The organism is Peptoniphilus genitalis (genome assembly GCF_023614525.1).
Classification (GTDB): Bacteria; Bacillota; Clostridia; order Tissierellales; family Peptoniphilaceae; genus Peptoniphilus_A; species Peptoniphilus_A genitalis.
This window is the reverse complement of sequence record NZ_CP097885.1, coordinates 1,876,261-1,897,393: the sequence shown is the minus strand read 5'-3', so window position 1 is coordinate 1,897,393 and position 21,133 is coordinate 1,876,261. Positions and strand designations below refer to the sequence as shown.

The window sequence follows — 21,133 nt, the reverse complement described above, 5'->3', positions numbered from 1 at the left end:
TTTTAAATTACTGTATCAGCAAATCAAAAATTATAGCACAATCTTTTTCCATTTTCTAATCTTAGTTCTAAACGTTCCAAAAGGGGCAACCGTATTAACATGAATAAACTTATAAACTTCCCATGTCGCTGTTTTAGTAGCTTCATCAGCCCATTTTCTCATATGCGGTTGAAATAATTCTTCTTCACTTAGTGTATCAATCATTGTATAGATAGATATAATATTTTCTTTCAATCGTTTCTTTAATTCTTCTATCGATAAATGAGCATAAGTATCGGTAAACCACTGATATAATTCTCCAAGTTGATTCCATTTAAACATATCCGACGGTGTCTTTACTTCAAAACCGTTTTTCTCATCTTTTTCCCATTTCAAAACTAATGTTGTCCATCCGAGTTGATAAGCAAGATTTTCTGCTGGTGTTCTGTCAACTTCAGGGACTCTCTTATCTTTGAGAGATTCAGGAATAATATCAAATTCAGAAATATACTTTTCAAAACTTTTATTTATCTCAGATTTCAGTTCTTCTTTATCTTTATATATCTTCAAAATATCTCCTCCAAAAATTTAAATTTATCGCATTTAAATATCAAATCAACTTACAATGATTCCACTCCCTTGTAATAACACTTTGCAATAAGTTTTAGCATATCTTTTGCCCACTTTTCACTTTGATAATGCCTTGCTATTTCAAGAAGTCCCTCTGTAAAGTTACTGGCTAAAATATGGGCAAGCATTGGATCATATTCCTGTTTCGATTGTCTTTTTAAACTTACTTCAATATGAACCTGCATTTGCGATATGAGTTTTTGTTTTGCTTCTGTATGCTTTGTACCTGAGCTTTTATCCATTAAAATAATTAACTTCTTACGATCTTTTAAAAGTTCATGAATATAATTTTCTCCAACTTCATCAAATCTTTCAGAAGCAGAACCTTTTTCCAAAGATTCTTCCTCATTAAAAGCTGACTCGAAGTTTATATAAACAGAACTTACTACTGCATCAAACAAAACTGCCTTATTTTTGAAATAGGTATAAATTAGTGCCACAGGAATATCTGCTTCTTTTGCAATTTCTGTTAATTTGGCACCTCTATAATCCTTTTTATAAAATACTTTTTCTGCTGCTTCGAGTATTCTATTTCTAACTTCTTCTTTTAATACTTGTGCCATAGCACACCTCTTTCGAATAAAATACTGAATCTCAATTTAATAATAAATCTAAATTAAATATTTTTCAATAGTGCTCTGAAATTATATTCTGAGTATGGTATAATTCATTTATTATAAATAACACGCTTAACGCTTATAACTATAATAGCAAGCACAGTAAGTGAGTACCCACTTACGAAAAATTGATGAAGCAGAACCTTTATGGACTGCTTCTTTTTTTATCAATTTTGCCTTGTTAGGGAGAACCCTAAGACCCAAATTATTTATTATAAGGAGAACTGCTATGGATAATAGAAAAATAAAAAATCAACTTAAAATATATTTAACAGATAAAGAAAAAAATTTTTTTGAAAAGAAAGTGAAACTTCCTAATTGCAAAACCATGTCCCACTTTCTTAGAAAGTGCGTATTAGAAAAAGAGATTTATGTAGTACATTTATAACCATTTAGAAACTTACAATGGCTACTTTCAAATGCTACGAATAATATAAACCAGATTGCAAAAGCAACTAATACAACTGGTCTTATTTACAAAAATGAGATTGAATCTATGAATAAACAGATAGAAAAAATATCAAGAGAAATATGGCAGATCCATTCCCTACTTCTTAATAAATCAAAAGGTAGTTCTGGTGATTAGTATGGCAATTACAAAAATATATCCTATAAAATCAACTCTAAATTTGGCAATAGACTGTATAACTAAGAGTAAAAAAACTGATTAAAAAGGCTTGGTATCTTCATTTAAATGTCATCCGTCTACTGCTCATATTCAATTTATGAAAACACGAAAGATTATATTCTAAAGCATATTTTGAAACAAAAAAGAAGTAGAATAATTCCACTTCTCATGATTAATATTTCCTTGTCTATAATTTGCCAGACAGTGTCTGTTAAATAAATCTAATTGATCTGTTTTTGCCTTTATATAAATAGTCAACGCTTGGACTATCTTCTGCATTTTTGTGATGGAATTTAACGATAAGATAATCATTAATATTTGTAGGTTGATCGTTGACACTTTCCTTGCGGTATCTTTGGTATTTTCCTCAATATCAGCAATTATGCCGAATATCTCATCTTGGTTCTCAATTTTTAAACGATCTTCTGAAGTGTTTTTCATGATTTCAACTTCTTTTACTTCCTCGGCTTTGAGTAGAATTATTTTTTATTACTAACACATGCAGTCAATGACAAAATGGTTATTAAGACCAGTGTTATTCCAAGATGTTTTTTCATCGTTTTCATCTCCCCTTTCGATTTATTATCATGCTCCCTCATACACTTTATTATTCTGTGCAATCATGCTGAAACTTTTAAAATCAAATTTTCTAAAATATACTCCTTGATTTGTGCATAAGTAGCCTTACTTTCGATACCTATCAAGCCAAGCTCATCTACCTCAATTTCAACATTTAGATTTATATCACATCAGGTTTGGACAAAGGTGTAATCGCCTCAGCCGTCGAATTTTGCCAATCGAATCACCCTGGCGATCGCTTCTCTTGGAGATTCTTGGCATGATCAAGTCCTTAGCTTTTTGTAAGAAGGGCAATCGCCTCGCCATGCTACGAGGCATGGACGAAGCGATCAAGCCCACCAACACCTGCTCCTACCGTGGTATCTTTATGCACAAAGCCTATTGATTTTATAAGGTCTATCATATTTTTTTCAATCATAGTTTTTTTGATTCGGCTATTTTACATGATATTTATGGTGTAGCTGCAAAGAAGTATTTAAAAATTGTGTCCATATACTTGACTATGTTGCACCTTTCTTTCTAATTTTGGGCGAAGAAAAAACAGTAAACCGATTTGATTTACTGTTCTTATGGTATCTCTCATCAAATTATTAAATTGTTATGCAACTCTAAATTTATCTTCCTAAAAAGCCAACAAACAAAGCTTGAATTGTAGCTATAATTGGTACAAGAAAAAATGGAACTAATAAAAAATGTTCTCGAATTGCCAAATGTTTCATCCAATTATTAAACTCATAATCTTTGTGTCCCTCTGTTCCTGGAATAACTATCTTTTCTTTATATTTTCCTTGAAATAAGAGACAATCCAATAACAAAAAATCTCCTATATTTAATATACTCCACTGAATGTATCCCATCCAAAATATATTCCAAAAGCCAACGATTCCTGAATGTATAATGCTTATTGTTGAATAAATAAAACAAACTCCTACAATAATGATAGTAAGTATCATGTTTATCTTTTTCTCTTGCTTTGTCATTTGTTTCGGAGCTATTTTTTGGATAGCCTTTGGATAAGAATCCAAAAAGAATCTTGGATTAATAAGTACCAAAGAAGCCACTGCACCGTTAAAAATAGCTGCTATAGCAATTCCGACAAGAATTGCCTGTATTAAATCCATAAAATCATCTCCCTTTTGCTTTTAAATTCATATTACTTTGTAAATAATAATTTAATATTACTTTTTATATGCAATCATCACACCAATCGGTGCAAGACCTCCATATACCAATTTCATTTCAACTACTGAAAATCCATATTCTTTAATAAAATCTTCAAATTCCTTTTTATCCCATTCTTGATACATCTTAAATCCTATAATAGACATCAACCTTTTTATCATTTTTCTTTGCTTTCCCTCTTTCCATAGAAAAGTGGGGGCGAATAAAGTTCCATTCGATTTTAACACCCTATATATTTCTTTCATTGCCTCATCCGGTTTAGGCATAATATGAAGTGCATTAGCAATTAACACACAATCAAATTTTTCATGCGAATAGGATAATGCTACTGCATCGGCTGTTTCAAATGTAAGTTTTTCGTATTCCCCACGCTTTTTAGCCTCTAAAATCATTTGCTCAGAAAAGTCTGTAGCAATCCAACTTTTCGTATGCTTTGAAAGACTAAAGGACAATTGTCCTGATCCACAAGCGAGTTCAAGCACCTCCATGTCTTTATTCAAATGAGGACGAATGTAATTGCATACTTTATCATATACTCCTTTGTCTTTTTTCATGAAAGGAGTATATAGCTTAGCAAATTTATCCCAAAATTTTTTATTGCTTTTATCAATCATTTCAACGCTCCTTTAAATATAAAAAGAATCCTATCAATCTTTATATTGAGCCTATTTTCTAATTCATACCTCGTAAGAGAGGAATAATAGCTGTTCCTATACCAAGTAGGAATGTCATAAATGCAGAAAGTCGTATGCTGTCATTCTTTTCTATTAAATCATTTTGAAGTGTCTCAAAGCATCCATGATGGCTTCTTCTTTTTCAGGTGTACACTGTGGAATAATTTGTTACTCCTTTTTAGACTTGTTGCAATGTTATCGTAATTCTATTCCACATTTTCTTTTTATCTGTGCAATATATAATGCCGGAACTTTTAATTCAAATTTATTTCAAACATATTCTTTGATTTGAGCATATGTTGCCTTACTTTCACAACTTGTCAAATCAAGCTCATCCAGCTCAATTTAAATATTTATATGCTTATAAGACATCGAGTTTGGACAAAAGTGCTACCGTCTCGAAGTGGATTGAGTAGTCAGTATGAATAAAATTTAATTTTTAGGGAAGCCTCGTATGTGGAAATATATCCATAACAAATTCGTTAAATTCTTCATTATAAGTCCAAGCTCTCCTTGTTTAACAAAAAGTCAAATAAATTAATAGTGAGTATTCCATTTTCATCTAAAAACGGCTTTATTCGATCTTTCACGATAATTATTTTCTTAAAAGAGTCATCAATATTTAACAAGGAGGCTTTTTCTTGATTTGTTTTTTCGATTGATGGAAGCCTATATGCAGATTGAATATAATATCTTTTGCTTCCAAGGTTGGCTATGAAATCAACTTCCAGCTGTTTCTTTATATCTTTATTATTAACATTTTCCCTTTTAATGACCATTCCTACATCGACCATATAGCCACGATATCTTAATTCGTTATAAATGATATTTTCCATTAGGTGGGTTGGTTCTATCTGTCTAAAGTTTAATCTTGCATTTCTCAACCCTACATCTTCAAAGTATATTTTATAAGGCGTTCCTATATATTTTCTCCCTTTAACATCGTATCTATAGACTCTTTTTAAAATAAAAGAATCTTCAAAGTAGCCTATAAACTTATCAATTGTATTTGCAGAAATTTTAGATTTTTTTATGGACTTAAAAGTTGAAGCTATTTTACTTGGATTCGTAAGACTTGAAATTCCTGATGCTAAAATATTAAGTAAGTCTTCTAGTTCAGAAGTTAAGCGTATGTCATACCTATGAACAATATCTCGCAAATATACATTTTCGAGTTGCCCCTTTAGATAATTCATCTTATCTTCATCCCTTTTCATTAAAGCTCCAGCTGGTAAACCTCCGTAAACTTGATATTCAGCAAAAGCATCTTCTTTGTCGCCATCATAAGTTTGAAGAAATTCAGAAAATACAAGGGGCATAATATGAATCTCGTCACCCCTACCTGCAAATTCAGTGATTACATCTTTAGACAGAAACTTTGAATTGCTTCCCGTGACATAGACATCAAAATTATCTTGACGCAAAAATCCATTTAAGACTTGCTCAAAGGATTTAAGCAATTGAACTTCATCTAAGAGGATATAAAATTTTTCCTTGTCATTAGTTTTGCTCATGATATAGTCTAAAAACTTTTTAGAATCTACTAATCTTTCACCGCTTAGTACATCTAAATCCATTAAATCTTCGTCAATTTTTAATAAATCTCTTCCTGAATCAAAGGCAAATTTTATAATATGTTTATTATCTACTCCATTTTCAAGCAAATGATTATAAAATAGATTATTAAGCAAGTAAGATTTACCGCTCCTTCTTATTCCTGTAATAATCTTAATGAACCCATTGTCCTTTTTTCGTATTAATTTATCTAAATAATAATCACGCTTTATTTCCATAAACCTACACCTCTATCTATTTAGAATTATTTCCGTTTTGGAACTTAATCTAAGTATATTATAAGGTGTAAGTTCATATAATTCAAATCTATTTAAAAATAATTCCATATCGGACATATTTTTAAATTAGTGTTTAACATTTCCATTCACGTATTTGTCCAGCTTGTGTTCAAGTAATTATCCACAATCCATTCAAGTAATTATCCGATTTTTATTCAAGCACTTGTTCGTGTCCTATTTTCTTATATTTAAGATATAATACTTTTGGAACAAGCCCTTGCCATATGTGGCGGGGATTTTTTGCAATCAAAAGACCCGACTTGGTTCGCATTGTTAAGAGGCGTGTCGGGTACTGTTATTTCTATTGTATATTTACTTTTTATCCCTGTCAATTTTCTATTTCAACTTCAAGTCCTGATTTGAATATTACTTTAAACTTTTTTCATAAATGACTATCTTCTCTACTAGTTTTCTTACCAATTCTTCATTATAGCGTTCTATTTCTAATTCCTGATTTTCTAAAAACGCTTATTTAACTGTTTCTTAAATGATTCCCTTATTTTGTTTGTCTATATACTAGGTCTTATTTATTTAGGATATTCTAAATAAGTGAAGATATTCTCTTTATTTTCCAAACTTTCTTTTACTTTTGGATATTTCCCTGACCATAAGGCTATTTGACTAAGATCCAATAGATAAAATGGTATGTATCCTGTTCACTACAGAAAACATACCATTGAAAAGATATTTTTTATTTATATTTATACGTAAATAAGGCTATACATATATTTATTACTAATAATATCACAATTGGTAGGAAAAAAAACAACAATTCATCACCATTTGTACTGCCCATGGCTACACCAACAAATGATATGAATGAGCTAATTATAAATAGGCCTATAACAAATAGATATAAATATATATTTTTGTAAAAAGCAAATACAAAAAACATAAGGGTTAGCATTATATAGGGTCCTGCAATAAATGGTCCTTTGGAAAAGACTTCAAAAATAATATTTCCTGTTGGAAAAAACAAAAGACCTAACAATATAATTAAAATCATCACTCCATAATATAGTCTGCTTAGTTTAAATTTTAAATAAAAATTTTTTAATCTATCTTCTCTTTTTAATTTTTTGTTCATAGTTCATCACCACACAAAATTAGAATAACATATTTTCCAGGAATGTTTAATTTTATCCTAAGCCAATCTTCCAATTGGAATAATGAGATTTATTTTTTTATGCATATTGAAGTCCTTAATTCAACCTAATTAATATTATATCATTTTTATTATATGATAAGCAGTCTGATATTATCCATCCTGTTCACTCCATCTAAAATATCCATAGTGTCTACACACCCTGCAATAATCTACACTTGAACTGTTCCCACAAGGTGTTTTTCTAATAGAAAAATGGCTTTAAGGTTTCTTTCAACAATCCTAAAATCCATTGATACCAACAGTCTTGTAACATCTTATCCTATTCTCTTGACATCAATACTACACTCTCATCTTGTTCATTATTGTCCAAACTTATATTCAAGCCATCGTCTATAATTGGGAGCTTGAAAGTAATTGATTTTAGCCATTGTCCGTTAGGTTGTTTTTCTTCATAAATTTGAATTTCAGAAATCAAAGCTGTAATTAACTGCCTACGCTCTACATCATTCATAACTTTATAGAGTTTATCAAAATAGATCAGAATCTTATATATGTTATCTCCTGTGAGTTTTTCAGCTTCAATAGTCTGTTTCTTTGCTTTCGCATCAATTAGTGATGATTCTAATTCATCTATTTTGTCATACATACGATATAGTCTATCATCTAAATCCTGTTTCCTTCTCTTATAATGCTTATCTTCAACATCTAAATTATCTATTTCCTCAATTAGCTTAAACTTTGTAGAATGACTCTTCCTCAATTCCTTTTGGTAATTATCTATTTCTTTTTCTATTTCAGAGGTATCCACCTTCATGTTGATTTTTTCTTGCATCATAGAAGCAAATTTCGGATTACTTACTATCTTGACAATCACCTCTGCAACAGCATCATCTAACAATTCTTCTCTAATTTGCTTACGGAAAGTACACTTATGACCTCTTATCATCTGCCTATGTTTACAACCATAGTAATAAAAATCTTTATATTTTGTGCCATCTTTCTTTTTCTTGGTACACTTGTTTCCAAACATTCCCACTCCACATATCGGGCATTTTACAATTCCAGAAAGCAAGTGTGTGCGTGTATCTTTTCCTTTATTCACATGCTCATATTTCTTTGCTTGAGATTTTAGCTTAACCTGAGCAGCTTGCCAAACTTCATCGGAAACTATAGCTTCATGTATCCCTTCAGATATTAGATATTCATCTTGTTCAACCTGCTTATATTCATTTCTTGTACCATGAACTTTTTCTAAAGTTCTTCTTCCAAATGCTATTTTCCCATTATATACAGGATTCTTTAATATCTTTCTTATAAGACCTGCATCAAACAAAGGATTCTTACCATTCTGTCTTGGAATTTTTCTAATTCCATGATTCTCTAAGTATTTAGATAGCCCATTGGCTCCTATCGTAGTATTTACATACTGGTCGAAAATCGTTCTTATGGCAACTGCCTCTTCCTCATTTATAAACAGCTTGCCATCTTCAAGTTTATATCCATACGGAGCAAAGCCACCATTCCATTTTCCTTCCCTTGCTTTTTGAATTCGACCTTCCATTGTTTGAATACGAATGTTTTCTCTTTCTATTTCAGCCACAGCTGATAAAACAGAAATCATTAGTTTCCCAGCATCTTTAGATGAATCAATGCCATCTTCAACACAGATAAGATTAACTCCATAATCCTGCATTATCTGAAGTGTAGAAAGAACATCAGCTGCATTTCTTGCAAATCTTGATAACTTAAACACAAGAACAAAAGATACTCCATCTTTTCCAGATTTTATATCTTCCATCATTCGATTGAACTGTTTTCTACCTTCAATAGACTTGCCAGACTTTCCGGCATCTTCATACTCTCCGACAATTTCGTAATCGTTGTAAATAGCAAAAGCTTTCATTCGTGATTTTTGTGCCTCTAACGAATACCCCTCTATCTGTATTGACGTAGATACTCGTGTATAGAGGTATACTTTTATTTTTTCTTTTAACATAGCATTAACCTCAATATAACTTTTCTATATCATATATAAACTTTGATTTTTGAATTTAAGTTTGGACTATCATTTCAAGTATATTATAACACTTTTATTAATCCGTCTCAATTTGTGTTTTTGCCATGTCAAAACTATTTTTCATCTCTTGATTTTTTGCTGGCGTTGGATCGGGCAGATTATCTAAATCTAAAGCACCAGCATATTTTGCAATCAGATTTGCTATTAAATCAGCCAATCCATTCCAGTCATTGTCCAATATATACCTCCTCTAAAGTTTTATATCTAATAATTATTTGTTTAATTAAGTTTTACGACATTGACAAGTGCTTTGGATTAGCAACATAGGAATCTCACCTCCGCCTCTATTCCGGATGAGCCGGCTTCAACCTTAGAAGTATCATTATCCTCATTTTCTTCATAGCGGATAGGGTATCCCTCCCTATATTCAAACTCTTACTTATCGCTCTCTTTCTTTTTGCTTAGCAGAACTTTTTTTGCCGAATTATTCAGCCGAAAGATCTTGGCGGATAGGTTATTACGCTCCAAAAATAATTAACGTCTTGTCTTGGTCTATTCAATTGTTAAGGTTCAAAATTTATCGAGAGCTATTAGTCTTTTTAAAATTTGATCCTCAGAAAATATTTATCTTGACGAAACAAAATTCTATAAATTACTCTCTTATACTTAACAGTGAAAAGAAGTCTTTCTTGGTAACCAATTTTGAAATAGAATTTGCTTATATAAAAAGGTCCAATTCCCACTGCATAAGTAGCAGTGAAAATTAGACCCTCTTGGTAATTGTCATCTAGAAGTCTTCTAGCATTTCTTTAATTTTCTAATCGCCTTTTAAGTGTCATATTTATATTTTTATTATCTCTAGCATACTTTGATACCTTTTTAGACTTAAAGTCTTTAATAGTGGCTTTCCACCTCTTTTTACCTATAAAGATTCTCCTACATCATAGTTCATTTTTTTATTTCCTCCTTGATGTCTTAGTTTTTCTTTATCTTCTTCATACCATTTTAAGATTGTCACATATTGGTTTTGATAGGTCTTACCACTGCTTTCCATGTATCTGGATAGTTTATTTATCATTATTTCTGTGTGTGAGTTTAATTTTTCTTTAAGGTTTTTATATTCTTCTTCAGTTAATCGAACATTTTTGAATTCTCCATAAAAGATGGGGGTGGACTTTTTATCTATCTCTCCCTCTCTCTCTTTATCTATCTCTATATCTTTATCTATCTCTATCTCTTGTCGGACATGGGTTGGACTCATTAAGGACAATGTCCTCTGTTTATTTTGTCTGTATCTTCTTTTTTTCTCTGCCCAGGCTGTTTCTGATCCGATTAAGTTCGGTATTTCTGTTAAATAGTATTCATCATTTTCTGTTACAACTTCTAGTAAACCTTGATTGATTAAATAATTAGCTGTGACCATTACATCATCGTCTGTTTCATCTATGGTTAGTGCTAACTCTTTTATAAAATCACTTTCTACTCCATCATAATAGAGTTTGCCCTCATCTTTTAGGCTTAGTAGTAGAAGTTTGAGGTAGATTATCGTGTAGGTATCTCCTCCAGATATTCTCCTTAGTCTTTTTATCCTTTTGTCTGTGAAAAATTCTTCTTTTAATTTTATCCAATAATATCTTTTGTTTGTTGCCATATCTGCTCCTTTCTTGATTTTCGATAATCGAAATTCTTGATTTCCGATTTTCGGAATTCTTGATTTCCGATTTTCGGAAGTCTTGTTATTTTAGTTATTTAAGGGTGTAACTTTTCGTTACTCCCTTAGATTTCTCTGGTCATATCTTTTTTACTTGGTTTTACTTTTTCTTTTACTTTTCTTTTGACTTTTTCTTTTGTCTTATCCTTGTTCTTGGATAGGTCTTTGTATTTCTTTATTTGTTTTAGGATACTTTCTTTTTCTTTTTTATTTTCCTTGGCTATGACTTGCTTAAAGGCATATTCCATTACTTTTATGTCTTTGGCTTGGAAGAATATTTCATAGTTTTTGCTTTCTTTGTTTTTCATTACTGAGAAACTTACTCCAAGTTTGTTTAGTTCTTTTCTTAAGTCTTTGAGGTTGCTTTGATCTATGCTTATATTTTCTAGTTGTCCTTTTTTGTAGAGGTCTTTTATTTTTATTTCATCGCCAATAAGGCTTTTTAGGTTTCCATTTGCTTTTTCTAAAGTATCATTCATCTTTTTTCTAATTTCTTTGTCTAATTTAATTGATTCTTTTGCTGCCTTTATTGTGTATGATATTATGGTTTGTGCTGCTTGCCCTGCTTCTTTGCTTATTTCTTCGTTTATCATGCTTTATCTCCTTTGTTTGAATTAAAAAAAGGGAAGTATAGGCTTTAATTTTTCTATACTTCCCTTTGATTGTTTTTATTTTATTGTTCTTGGTGGTGGAATGCTTTATTTTGATGTTTTTATAGCTTACTTAGGTTTTGTACCTTTTATACTTTAAAATAGCTTACAATGCCTTTCCACCTTTAGTAGTTTGTGTGTGTTCTTTTGTCTGATAGATAGTTTTTCATGTTGGAATATATAATCTGTATTTCTTCATTGTTCATTGCTTTTATTTCTTCTGTGCTTTTATATGTTTTGTATGTTCCATCTTCGTTTGCTTTTATGAGTTCGTCTATTAGCTCTTGCCTTTTATTCATCTCTATTACCTCCTAGATCTGCCTTTAGTTGTTTGGTCATATTATAGCTTGGATAAGATATTTTTACCAGGTCTTATCTTTCTTGATCCATTTTCTTGTTTTTCATCATTTCTCTGTATTCATTGTCTTTATTAACTTGGTCTTGGAACTTTTTAATCTGTACTATTACACTTGGTTTTTCACCTTGTTTTATTAACTTATCTATTTCTATGGATAAGTCTATACCTAATTCTTTGTTTACAAAATCTACTGAATATTTTATATGATTAATTTCCTGGTATTCATCTTTTATCTTGTCTTTTTCTTTATTTATTTCTTCAAGATTTGCCATTAAAAGATTTTTTTCTTCATTCCATTTTTTAGGACTTAGCTTTTCCTTGTCTGATAGGAGTTTTTTTAATTTCCCACTTACTACCTTATATTGGTCTATGTCTTTCTTATATTTGTTATAGAATGCGTCTTTTGTGAATATATTTTTCTTTTGATATTCTTCATAAACTCCTTTTTTGGCTTTGTAGATTTCATAGTATAGAATTTTCTTTTCTACATCTTCCATTTCTTTATGGATTGTCTTTGCTTTTTTATTTAGCCTATAGCTATTAGACTTTAAACTTTCTATTTTTGTTTGTAACTGACCTATGGTTTCTATATTATTTTTTCTTAAATAACTATATGCACTTGTTAGCTTTCTGAAGTCATATTTTTCTTTATTTGTTTTTGCATATCCTTTTAGATATTTACTTTTTTCTTTTTGAATTTCTGAATAAGTTAATAGATAATTTGTTAGATTAAAAAGTTTAGGGTTGTCTATTACCTTATCTCTTTCTATATCCTTAAATTTTTCATAAGCCGTAGATAAGTTATCTAATAGATTTCCTATCCAACCCTTTAATGTTTTTATCTCTTCTTTTATTGTTTTTACAAGGTTATTATATTTTCTTATTTCTCTATTGTAGTTTCCCTTGTCAGTTTCTATTCCCTTTCTTTCCATTGCACTTGCTGCTGATCCTAAATGGATTGTCGGTAGATAATCTGAATTTTGTCTTTTAAAACTCCTATGGTCTACTCTTTTTTCTATCTTGTTTTTTGCTAGGTATTCATTGCAAAGGTCTGAAAAATTTTCTCTCCATTTTTCTACATTGCCTTTATCGTTCCATGTTGTTAGTTCTACTTTTCTTGTTTTGGGTTTTCCATTTTTGTTTAAAATCTTTTCTCCTTTTTCATCTAGGATATATTCTTTTTTTGACTTTGCTAAGAACTCTCCTTTTTCGTTTATGGGTCGCATTATGGTCATTATATGACAATGGATATTTCCATTTTTATCTTGACTCTCATCATGAATTGCATAATCTACTATCATTCCTTGTGATGTTAGATTTTCTTTTATATATCTTTCGACTAGGTTTTTATTTTCACTTAAAGATAACTCTTTTGGTAGTCCTATTATGAATTGTCTTGCTAGTTGGGCATTAGAATTTTTTTCTGTCATTTCTACTTTATTCCATAAGGTAGACCTATCATTAAATTCTTTTGGTATATGATCAGGCAATATTATATTTTTTACTAATACTTTTTCTTTTCTTGTATAGTCATGGGTTACTCCGTCCCATTCATTTTTTATTTTTTCTCCACTTATATATGCTGCACTTGCTACTGCACTTTTTCCTTTTCCTCTTGATATTATGTTTACTGAAAAATGAAAACTGTCTGCCATTTTTATCACTTCCTTTCTTTTTTTGTTGTTTCACCCTAAAGGGTACAAGTAGGTGGAGGCTTAATAGATTTTTATATCCTCTTTGTGAATGAGCGTTTTGAAATGATAGAATAGAAAAAGCCGACTACTGAATTAATTTTTGTTGTTTCACCCTTACGGGTACAGGCAGTTAGTCGGCTTAATTGTTTTGTTCATTTCAAATTTTAAAAGTCAAGGGCGAGCCTTAGCGAGTTTATTTACCCTTGATTTTTAAAAAGCGAATGGTTGTTGCTCCCTGCAAGGGTTTGGCTCCGCAGGACGCAAGCACCCTTTAGGGTGTATAATTGCGCCCTTGTAACCAAGGGACAATTATGTTATTTCATCTTTAGATGATTTTTCTACATTATCATCTACTCTTTCTTCTAAAATTTCCATCATGTTTAATCTTATTTCTTCATCATTTAACATTTTTATTAACTTATAAAATTCATCTTTTGTTAAGTTAATACTTTCTTCAAAAATACTTTCAAACACTGCTCCTTTTTCTATGAGTCTTTTGTTTCTTGCTTTTCTTTCTTGTTCATTAAGTTTTTTCTTCAACTGTCTTTTTTGATTTTGTAATTGTTTAATACTTTCTTCTTTCTTTTTAATCTGTTCTTCAATACTTAACTTTATTCTTTTACTTGCCATAATATTTCCTTTCTTAAAATAAAAAAACGACTAGATTTTTATTTCTAATCGTTTTTTATATTTCAACTGTCAAATTAATCTTATAAATTACTTTTTGTCAATATAAGTCGCATAATTTTTGTATAAATAAATGGTTGCCATTAACCAAAGTATTATAATTACAAGTTTCATCGGAATACTTAAATTTGATAAAAATACTAATAGTTTCTTAAGTATATGGTTCTCATCTAAAAGGTCTATCTCAAGTATCCTTCTCACAAATGATATAATTAAAATTAATACTGAAAAAACCAAATAAAACCAAAACAAGATTTTTTTTATCATATTTACTATCCTACTTAGAATGCAACAAACATTATTGTTTTTGCTGCCCAATGAGCTGCTGTTTGATTCCAGCCCCATTTATTTATTAAGAAGTTCTCTATACCATTTTGATGATCATCTTCCCACTCAAATAAATAGTCTGTAAAATCTGCTAGTCCTTTTTCACCCATTTTTACCCCGAATTTCTTCGCGGCTTTCTTTAAAATTGGTTTAGCAACTTTAACAACTTTTTTTACTGCCGATACTTTCCATCTTAGTTCTGTTCCACTATGATTTATTAAATATTGTTCTTCTAGAAAATTGATCTCTTCATAATTTAAATCAAGTTCATTTTTCAATTCAAATAGCTCTGACTTCTTATAATCAGGTAATTTATTAGTTAACAAACTCTCATATTTGACTTCATCGTTTGAAGATTTATACTTACTGTAGCTAGAAGCAAAAACTGGTACAGTAGTTTGAGAAAAGATTAGAATCGCCATAGTTGTCGCAAATAGTTTTTTGTTTAATTTAGAATTTTTCATATATCCTCCTAATATAATTTCTTAGTTTTATAATTTGATTTCTACGTTATATTAATTTAATAGGAATCTATCAATATTAGCTTTAATATTTTATCCTTGTATGTTTCGCCTGTACCTTGCTTAAAATGTAGGTTTACAGTATATTTTGTCTTCCCAATATCCATAATTAACTGTTTATGTGGTGGTACTTGTATTTTTCTTCTTTCTTCTTCCATAAGTTCTCCTTTCCATTTTTAGACAATAAAAAACAGCAAACCATTTTTGATTTACTGTTACTGTGTTAGTTTTTATTAAATTGCTTGATTTTCAAAATTGAAATTTACCTAATGCGTTTCCCAATTTTCATTTTCTTACGCCATTCTGGTGCCAATCCATCATAAGACCAATATTCATCCATATCAACAATCAAATTATCTTCAAGATAGATAAAACTTACTACATGAAAAGACTCACTATTATCTGTTGGAAAAACCCGACAAGCTAAAATAATAGTATCTTCATTTTCTTCAATTCTCTCTATTTCTCCGTTCCAATTTCCGGGATATTCACAATTTGCCCTTATATACTCATCTAAGGTAAAAAACTCATTTGTGCAATGCCATTTTATAACAGCATTCTTTTGAAAATATTTCCTAAGTTCTTCTGCATTTTGTGATAAAACCGTTTTGAAAAATCTATCTATATCCATAGTAATCACCTTAAAACCAATTCACTTTTTCATCTCTAAACAATGGTGTTTCACTCTCTTTGTAAGGATTGTAGTTATTACAATTACAGCCAAACTCTTTCAATACTTTTATCTTATTATCGGCTGTCCAAACAATCAAAGAAATACCGTCAAATTCTTCAACTTTCCCTGTAGAGATACAATTGATGTGAGACCAAAAACAGGAAATTCTCTCTCCTGTTTTTGGGCTCACATCATTTACAAATGTACATTTTCTCAACAAATTATAATTTTCTATTTATCTAATTTTATTATATCGTTTACATTATTGGAGCAAATAATCTTAAAATAGCTTGCCATAGTCCTTTAAATAAACCATTTTTTGCTTCTCTTTCATCTACTTTATGTGATTCTTTAAAGGAATCCTCAAAATCTTTTTTGATATCTTTTATTACATTTGTATCCTTCATATAAATACCACATTCAAAATGTAAATATAAACTTCTATAATCTAAGTTTATTGTTCCTACAGTTGCTATTTCATCATCGGATAAAAATACTTTGCTATGTACAAAACCATTCGTATAAGTATAAATTTTTACTCCACCTTTAATTAATGTATAAAAATAAGAAGAGGTTAAATCATATACAATTCTTTTATCGGGTATTCCAGGAACAACAATTCTGACATCTACTCCTCTTCTTGCAGCTAAGATTAAACTATTTATCATATCTGTATCAATAATTAAATAAGGTGTATAAATATAAACATACTTTTTCGCTTGATTGATAATATTTAGATAAATATCTTCGCCGGTTATAACATCATCTAATGGACTTTCCCCATAAGGTACAACGAAAGCATTTTCCTTATACTTTTCAGTAAAATTATATTTGTATTTATTATAATCATTATCTTCTTTTTTAAATGAATTCCACATTTCTAGAAACATAACAGTAAAATTCCAAACAGCTTCACCTTTTATCCTAATTCCATTATCTTTCCATACTCCTAATTTACTATTTATATTTATATATTCATCTGAAATATTAATTCCACCAGAAAAAACAGTATGTCCATCAATTATCATCATTTTTCTATGATCTCTATTATTCATAATAATACCTGCAAATGGCGATAATTTATTAAATTGCATACATTTTATTCCATATTTCCCCAGTAACTTTGGATAATTACTAGGTAGCATAGCAAAAGAACCCATATCATCATATAATACTCTTACATCTAGTCCTGAATTTGCTTTTTCTTTTAATATATCTAAAATTCCTTGCCACATAGTACCATTATTAATAATGAAATATTCTATAAAAATAAATTTTTTGGCTTTTTTTAGTTCTTCTAACATAACAGGATAAACGTCATCACCAAGAGAATAATAGTTTATCTCATTGTTTTTCGTTACAGGAAATCCTGCAAATTCACTTATATATTTTAATTGTCCTAAATTTTTAGTATCGATTTCTTTTTTTATAAATTCATCTTGTATTAAGTATTTTTGACCATTTTCTATATTTTCATTAATATTCTTTAAAACTTTACTTCTTTTCATATTATTACTAAGTATGATATATAGAAGTGTTCCAATTAATGGAAAAAGCATAATCAGTAATATCCATATTAAATCGCTACTTAATCTTTTACTATACTTGATAATCATTAAAACAATTATAATACTAAGTAAACCATAAACTACATGAATAATACTTATAAATTCTCCAAATTTTAAATATATAAATAATGTTAATAGAATTTGTATTAATAAACCTATTGCTACAACAATTCCTCTTTTTACTGCCATCCACATATTTTTTCTCCTCATACTAATTCATTTTTATATGTAATACTTTTATCTTCTTTATAGATAAACATTAATTTTGAGTTCTTATCTGTTCTTCCTTTATCAAAGGATAACAAATAAGTACATTACTATCTAGATTTTCTTTGTGCATATCAACTGCTGTTATTTGATGATTATCATATGTTGTATAATAATAAATTCCCTTATTTACATTACAGCAAGATGTATAAATTGTTATTTCAAATTTATCATCACCTAAATCACAGCATCCTCTTTGTTGATCAACGCTACCTAAAATGTGAAAAAATTGACTAACACTTGATTTTTCATCTTCTTTAGAAAAAGAATTTAATTTAGTATACGCTACTCTTATGAATCTTGATTGCGATGATAAATCACCTGGTAGACCTATTGCTCCCATTCCTCTACTATATAAACTTAGATCTAATTCTTTACTAAATTTATTCTCTGGAGATTTAGGTGATAAATACATATAATTATTTAAGGCAAACATTTGCTTATCAAAAGATGGATTATTAGTTAATACCCCTACTGGATTATCATATATTTTTATTCCATCAATAACAGACTCTACAGTTATTGATTGTGTGCTATCGGAAATAATCCAATGTAAGCTAGCTAATGGTAATTTATCACTAAATGGAGTATTTAACACATTCATTTTTTCAATCAAATTTCTAGCTTCATTTACATTTGAACATTGGCTTAAAATCCATGGTATCAGTTCAAATTGAGCAACATTATCTTTTCCTTCCTGTTTTTCTTTATAATGAGCATTTCCAACAAAATTTAAACCTGCTATTGCTAACCCTTTTTCGTTTATTGCATCGTAATATAATGGATAATCTTCAGTAACAAATGCCATTCCAATTATCGCATAATGACTCTTAATGTCATCTACTTCTCTAAATTTAAATTCAAAGTTTCTTGGTGTTATTGTTACTTCATCTCCATATGAAAATTCATAATCCAATGTTCTTCCAAAATAAAAATCTTTCGTTTTATAAGTTGCTGCTGTACACATATTCTTTCCCTTCTTTCTAATACTATTTCTTATCTTTTATATAACTCTCTTTAAAATTACTATTTAGTGATTATATTTAATTCACTAAAAATATCTTTCAAAGATATAAGGGCATTTCTGTTATCAATCATAAATGAAAGAAAATCATTTTTCTTATCATTAGTATCTAGTCTATTCATTACTATTGAAATAACATCTGATTTTATATTTTGTCTATCTAATTCTTTTAATATTGAACAATCTAAGTTTGATAACATTACTACCCTATTGCTGGCGGGTTAACCCGCCAGCAATAGGGTAACATACAGGAAATTCTCTCTCCTGTTTTTGGTCTCACATCATTTACAAATGTACAATACCGTCAAATTCTTCAACTCTCCCCTCATTCATTTTATTTTTGAAGTGCCATTCTACAATAGTTTGATTATCCTTATGAAAAAATTGCTTTATATCCCAAGCAAGCACTTTTCCTCTTGTATTCCATTCATTAAACCAGTGCTTTACTGTTTGACAATTTTCATACTTAGGACTCCAGCTCTCAATATAAATTACATCATCTAAAAAAATATCATCTATACCTAAGTCTTGTTGTGTGAGCCACATATCAAACCATAAACGAATGATTTTTTCTCTTTCATTCATAAATTTAAGCACCTCCAAAATCAAATAATTATATATAATTATACCATTTTTTCACTTACTTTTATAGGTCTAACTCATTCCTCTTTACCTGTGATAGTCGTTTTGCTTGTTCCTGTAAATACTCTATGCAAGTCTTAACTTTTTCTGCTTGTTCTACTTATTTTCGTATTTCTAATATTTGATTGTAAAGGTTATTTTTATCTTTCCTCATATTGGCAACTTTTGATTTCCGTTTGAATATATTTAAGATCTTGGTTTCTCTTAAGTATTCTTTCAGATATTTCTTGAAACTTTCAAATAAAATAAGTTATGCAATATACTCATTGTAAAAATCTTCCTATTTGTTTTTTTAATTTTCTCCAATTAGTCTTAGTGTTTCTTTAAATTCTTTTGTATTTGTTGCTTCTTCTAGTAGGATTTTTATTTCTTCATCTGTTAGTTCTTCTGCATTTTCTATAAGGCTTTCTAAGATTGCTCCTCTTGTTATGAGCCTATGAGTTCTTTCTTTTCTTCTTTTTACTATGTCTTGTTTTAATATCTTATTTTCTTGATTTTTTAGTTGCCTTAATCTTTCTTCTGTATCATCAATTTTTTCTTTTATTTCTTTTGACTCTTGTCTTATTTGCTCTAATTTTTTCATACAAAACTCCTTTCTTGTAATAAAAAAGAGATAACATTTCTGCTATCCCTTTCAAAGTTTCACTATTGAAATTTTATGTCTTTTGAAATATCATCTATGTTTCTATAATGATTTTCTATTTATTATTCTTTCTCCATCCTTTTCAAATTCTGAAAATTTAGCTTCCTTAACTAAATTTGCATTAATATTTATCATTTCTCTATCCATTAATTTCTTCTCCTTAATCTATAAATTTCAATTAAAAAAGCGACTGAACTTATATTTCAATCGCTGAATATCTTATACATTAAATTGTTTTAAGTAGGACTTCTTATCCTTACCATTTTCACCTCCTTCAAATTGTTGGATATAAAAAGCAGCAAATCATATTAGACTTACTGCTTTCTCAATTTCAAATAAACAAATCCTTTTATTTTTTTATAACTATATCTTTTGCACCCGATGGTAAAGGCTTATATCCAGCAAATCCTGGATAACCTGGATAGCCTGGATAACCCGGATAACCTGGATAGCCTGGATTGCCTCTATAAGGATGATTTGTAAAATAATAAATTCTATCCTTATCTACAATAGTTCCTAAATAATCTCCTTTCATTGTAACAACTTCATTATTTCCCCACGGAAGCCATCCTATCAATTTTCCATTTTTGTCCCAAATAAATTTATTAACTTTGAAACAGATCCATTCTCCAGATGAATTGAATAAATAATCAACCAATGTTTTTCCTCCTCTTTCTTAATTTATATCATATATATCATACTCTAAATATCCTTGTATTTGGTGTCAACTTCGCCCTCCCTTTTTGCTTTAAATACTCTTCCACATCAAACAAGTTTTCATTATTATAATCTTCCAACAACTTGTAATTCTTATATTTTGTAACATCAAATTTATCAGATAAGAAAGGTCTTACTCCACAAGCAAGTTCAAGCACCTACATATCTTTATTCAAATGAGGACTAAGATATTCACAAACTTTATCATAAACCTCTTTATCTTTTTTCATATAAGAGGCATACTACTTAGCAAATTTATCCTAAAATTTTTTGTTGGTTTTATCAATCATTTCAACGCTCCTCTAAATATAAAAATGATCCTATCAATCTTTATATTGAGCCTATTTTCTAATTGATACCTTGCAAGAAATGAATAATAGCTGT

Annotated in this window: 22 protein-coding genes and 6 pseudogenes; 2 read left to right on the top strand and 26 right to left on the bottom strand. The window is 29.5% G+C overall.

Annotation, left to right across the window (positions count from 1 at the left end; genetic code table 11):
* Positions 1 to 30: 30 nt before the first annotated feature.
* Entirely contained in the window at positions 31 to 549 is a 519-nt protein-coding gene (locus tag M9426_RS09180) for a ClbS/DfsB family four-helix bundle protein (protein ID WP_000708365.1), read from the bottom strand.
* Positions 550 to 599: 50 nt separating this feature from the next.
* A complete protein-coding gene (locus M9426_RS09175; protein WP_000079884.1) occupies positions 600 to 1,172 on the bottom strand; it encodes a TetR/AcrR family transcriptional regulator in 573 nt (190 codons plus the stop codon).
* 283 nt (positions 1,173 to 1,455) lie between these two features.
* Here M9426_RS09175 and M9426_RS09170 point away from each other — a divergent pair.
* Both M9426_RS09170 and M9426_RS09165 read left to right on the top strand, forming a co-directional pair.
* Positions 1,456 to 1,812: pseudogene (locus tag M9426_RS09170) on the top strand (plasmid mobilization protein).
* A 1-nt stretch (position 1,813) separates the two neighbouring features.
* A pseudogene (locus M9426_RS09165) lies at positions 1,814 to 1,966 on the top strand (relaxase); the annotation flags it as partial.
* Positions 1,967 to 1,974: 8 nt separating this feature from the next.
* On the opposite strand, the gene M9426_RS09365 reads toward M9426_RS09165, so the two are convergent.
* From M9426_RS09365 to M9426_RS09360, 24 genes and pseudogenes are all read right to left on the bottom strand, one after another.
* Positions 1,975 to 2,295 carry a hypothetical protein gene (locus M9426_RS09365; RefSeq protein ID WP_435405875.1) on the bottom strand — a complete coding sequence of 107 codons (321 nt, stop codon included), beginning with the start codon at positions 2,293 to 2,295 and terminating at the stop codon, positions 1,975 to 1,977.
* Between the two features lie 752 nt (positions 2,296 to 3,047).
* Positions 3,048 to 3,554, bottom strand: coding sequence for a hypothetical protein (locus tag M9426_RS09155; RefSeq protein ID WP_250342035.1), 507 nt, complete (start codon positions 3,552 to 3,554; stop codon positions 3,048 to 3,050).
* 57 nt (positions 3,555 to 3,611) lie between these two features.
* Positions 3,612 to 4,229, bottom strand: coding sequence for a class I SAM-dependent methyltransferase (locus tag M9426_RS09150; protein ID WP_250342034.1), 618 nt, complete (start codon positions 4,227 to 4,229; stop codon positions 3,612 to 3,614).
* A 153-nt stretch (positions 4,230 to 4,382) separates the two neighbouring features.
* Positions 4,383 to 4,701, bottom strand: a pseudogene (locus M9426_RS09145) (23S rRNA (uracil(1939)-C(5))-methyltransferase RlmD); the annotation flags it as partial.
* A gap of 82 nt (positions 4,702 to 4,783) precedes the next feature.
* The gene (locus M9426_RS09140; protein WP_250342033.1) at positions 4,784 to 6,082 is read right to left on the bottom strand and encodes an ATP-binding protein; all 1,299 of its coding nucleotides are present in this window, start codon (positions 6,080 to 6,082) and stop codon (positions 4,784 to 4,786) included.
* A 751-nt stretch (positions 6,083 to 6,833) separates the two neighbouring features.
* The gene (locus M9426_RS09135) at positions 6,834 to 7,229 is read right to left on the bottom strand and encodes a hypothetical protein (RefSeq protein ID WP_250342032.1); all 396 of its coding nucleotides are present in this window, start codon (positions 7,227 to 7,229) and stop codon (positions 6,834 to 6,836) included.
* 340 nt (positions 7,230 to 7,569) lie between these two features.
* Positions 7,570 to 9,246, bottom strand: coding sequence for a recombinase family protein (locus tag M9426_RS09130; RefSeq protein ID WP_250342031.1), 1,677 nt, complete (start codon positions 9,244 to 9,246; stop codon positions 7,570 to 7,572).
* 97 nt (positions 9,247 to 9,343) lie between these two features.
* Positions 9,344 to 9,505, bottom strand: a complete 162-nt coding sequence (locus tag M9426_RS09125; RefSeq protein WP_000368174.1) for a hypothetical protein — start codon at positions 9,503 to 9,505, stop codon at positions 9,344 to 9,346.
* 684 nt (positions 9,506 to 10,189) lie between these two features.
* Positions 10,190 to 10,918 (bottom strand): putative phage replisome organizer, encoded by a 729-nt coding sequence (locus M9426_RS09120; RefSeq protein WP_250342030.1) that lies wholly within the window; start codon positions 10,916 to 10,918, stop codon positions 10,190 to 10,192.
* 125 nt (positions 10,919 to 11,043) lie between these two features.
* Positions 11,044 to 11,571 (bottom strand): PcfB family protein, encoded by a 528-nt coding sequence (locus M9426_RS09115; RefSeq protein WP_009345651.1) that lies wholly within the window; start codon positions 11,569 to 11,571, stop codon positions 11,044 to 11,046.
* A 182-nt stretch (positions 11,572 to 11,753) separates the two neighbouring features.
* Positions 11,754 to 11,927, bottom strand: coding sequence for a hypothetical protein (locus tag M9426_RS09110; protein ID WP_169043308.1), 174 nt, complete (start codon positions 11,925 to 11,927; stop codon positions 11,754 to 11,756).
* A gap of 73 nt (positions 11,928 to 12,000) precedes the next feature.
* The gene (gene mobQ, locus M9426_RS09105) at positions 12,001 to 13,641 is read right to left on the bottom strand and encodes a MobQ family relaxase (protein ID WP_250342029.1); all 1,641 of its coding nucleotides are present in this window, start codon (positions 13,639 to 13,641) and stop codon (positions 12,001 to 12,003) included.
* 348 nt (positions 13,642 to 13,989) lie between these two features.
* On the bottom strand, positions 13,990 to 14,310 hold the full coding sequence (locus tag M9426_RS09100; RefSeq protein ID WP_250342028.1) for a DUF3847 domain-containing protein: 321 nt from the start codon (positions 14,308 to 14,310) through the stop codon (positions 13,990 to 13,992).
* 338 nt (positions 14,311 to 14,648) lie between these two features.
* A complete protein-coding gene (locus M9426_RS09095; RefSeq protein ID WP_250342027.1) occupies positions 14,649 to 15,158 on the bottom strand; it encodes a hypothetical protein in 510 nt (169 codons plus the stop codon).
* 56 nt (positions 15,159 to 15,214) lie between these two features.
* Positions 15,215 to 15,373: a transposon-encoded TnpW family protein gene (locus M9426_RS09090; RefSeq protein WP_250342026.1), complete on the bottom strand. Its 159-nt coding sequence runs from the start codon at positions 15,371 to 15,373 to the stop codon at positions 15,215 to 15,217.
* Between the two features lie 104 nt (positions 15,374 to 15,477).
* Positions 15,478 to 15,846: a nuclear transport factor 2 family protein gene (locus M9426_RS09085; RefSeq protein WP_070606376.1), complete on the bottom strand. Its 369-nt coding sequence runs from the start codon at positions 15,844 to 15,846 to the stop codon at positions 15,478 to 15,480.
* A 10-nt stretch (positions 15,847 to 15,856) separates the two neighbouring features.
* Positions 15,857 to 16,021: pseudogene (locus M9426_RS09080) on the bottom strand (nuclear transport factor 2 family protein); the annotation flags it as partial.
* A 124-nt stretch (positions 16,022 to 16,145) separates the two neighbouring features.
* Positions 16,146 to 17,651 carry a cardiolipin synthase gene (gene cls / locus M9426_RS09075; protein WP_072470439.1) on the bottom strand — a complete coding sequence of 502 codons (1,506 nt, stop codon included), beginning with the start codon at positions 17,649 to 17,651 and terminating at the stop codon, positions 16,146 to 16,148.
* A 64-nt stretch (positions 17,652 to 17,715) separates the two neighbouring features.
* A complete protein-coding gene (bsh, locus tag M9426_RS09070; RefSeq protein ID WP_250342025.1) occupies positions 17,716 to 18,690 on the bottom strand; it encodes a choloylglycine hydrolase in 975 nt (324 codons plus the stop codon).
* Positions 18,691 to 19,032: 342 nt separating this feature from the next.
* A complete protein-coding gene (locus M9426_RS09065; protein ID WP_435405874.1) occupies positions 19,033 to 19,332 on the bottom strand; it encodes a nuclear transport factor 2 family protein in 300 nt (99 codons plus the stop codon).
* 349 nt (positions 19,333 to 19,681) lie between these two features.
* The gene (locus M9426_RS09060) at positions 19,682 to 19,972 is read right to left on the bottom strand and encodes a DUF3847 domain-containing protein (protein ID WP_250342024.1); all 291 of its coding nucleotides are present in this window, start codon (positions 19,970 to 19,972) and stop codon (positions 19,682 to 19,684) included.
* A 123-nt stretch (positions 19,973 to 20,095) separates the two neighbouring features.
* A pseudogene (locus M9426_RS09055) lies at positions 20,096 to 20,179 on the bottom strand (single-stranded DNA-binding protein); the annotation flags it as partial.
* A 202-nt stretch (positions 20,180 to 20,381) separates the two neighbouring features.
* Complete coding sequence (locus tag M9426_RS09050; RefSeq protein ID WP_250342023.1) at positions 20,382 to 20,690, bottom strand: hypothetical protein; 309 nt, start codon at positions 20,688 to 20,690, stop codon at positions 20,382 to 20,384.
* A gap of 37 nt (positions 20,691 to 20,727) precedes the next feature.
* Positions 20,728 to 20,889, bottom strand: a pseudogene (locus M9426_RS09360) (conjugal transfer protein); the annotation flags it as partial.
* Between the last annotated feature and the right edge of the window lie 244 nt (positions 20,890 to 21,133).

Coding starts and splice junctions, on each gene's coding strand:
- M9426_RS09135 (WP_250342032.1), bottom strand. CDS start 7,229: ATGAACAAAAAATTAAAAAGAGAAGATAGATTAAAAAATTTTTATTTA.
- M9426_RS09175 (WP_000079884.1), bottom strand. CDS start 1,172: ATGGCACAAGTATTAAAAGAAGAAGTTAGAAATAGAATACTCGAAGCA.
- M9426_RS09150 (WP_250342034.1), bottom strand. CDS start 4,229: ATGATTGATAAAAGCAATAAAAAATTTTGGGATAAATTTGCTAAGCTA.
- cls (WP_072470439.1), bottom strand. CDS start 17,651: ATGTGGATGGCAGTAAAAAGAGGAATTGTTGTAGCAATAGGTTTATTA.
- M9426_RS09110 (WP_169043308.1), bottom strand. CDS start 11,927: ATGAATAAAAGGCAAGAGCTAATAGACGAACTCATAAAAGCAAACGAA.
- M9426_RS09140 (WP_250342033.1), bottom strand. CDS start 6,082: ATGGAAATAAAGCGTGATTATTATTTAGATAAATTAATACGAAAAAAG.
- M9426_RS09115 (WP_009345651.1), bottom strand. CDS start 11,571: ATGATAAACGAAGAAATAAGCAAAGAAGCAGGGCAAGCAGCACAAACC.
- bsh (WP_250342025.1), bottom strand. CDS start 18,690: ATGTGTACAGCAGCAACTTATAAAACGAAAGATTTTTATTTTGGAAGA.
- M9426_RS09130 (WP_250342031.1), bottom strand. CDS start 9,246: ATGTTAAAAGAAAAAATAAAAGTATACCTCTATACACGAGTATCTACG.
- mobQ (WP_250342029.1), bottom strand. CDS start 13,641: ATGGCAGACAGTTTTCATTTTTCAGTAAACATAATATCAAGAGGAAAA.
- M9426_RS09095 (WP_250342027.1), bottom strand. CDS start 15,158: ATGAAAAATTCTAAATTAAACAAAAAACTATTTGCGACAACTATGGCG.
- M9426_RS09155 (WP_250342035.1), bottom strand. CDS start 3,554: ATGGATTTAATACAGGCAATTCTTGTCGGAATTGCTATAGCAGCTATT.
- M9426_RS09085 (WP_070606376.1), bottom strand. CDS start 15,846: ATGGATATAGATAGATTTTTCAAAACGGTTTTATCACAAAATGCAGAA.
- M9426_RS09090 (WP_250342026.1), bottom strand. CDS start 15,373: ATGGAAGAAGAAAGAAGAAAAATACAAGTACCACCACATAAACAGTTA.
- M9426_RS09100 (WP_250342028.1), bottom strand. CDS start 14,310: ATGGCAAGTAAAAGAATAAAGTTAAGTATTGAAGAACAGATTAAAAAG.
- M9426_RS09365 (WP_435405875.1), bottom strand. CDS start 2,295: ATGAAAAACACTTCAGAAGATCGTTTAAAAATTGAGAACCAAGATGAG.
- M9426_RS09060 (WP_250342024.1), bottom strand. CDS start 19,972: ATGAAAAAATTAGAGCAAATAAGACAAGAGTCAAAAGAAATAAAAGAA.
- M9426_RS09120 (WP_250342030.1), bottom strand. CDS start 10,918: ATGGCAACAAACAAAAGATATTATTGGATAAAATTAAAAGAAGAATTT.
- M9426_RS09065 (WP_435405874.1), bottom strand. CDS start 19,332: ATGAATGAAAGAGAAAAAATCATTCGTTTATGGTTTGATATGTGGCTC.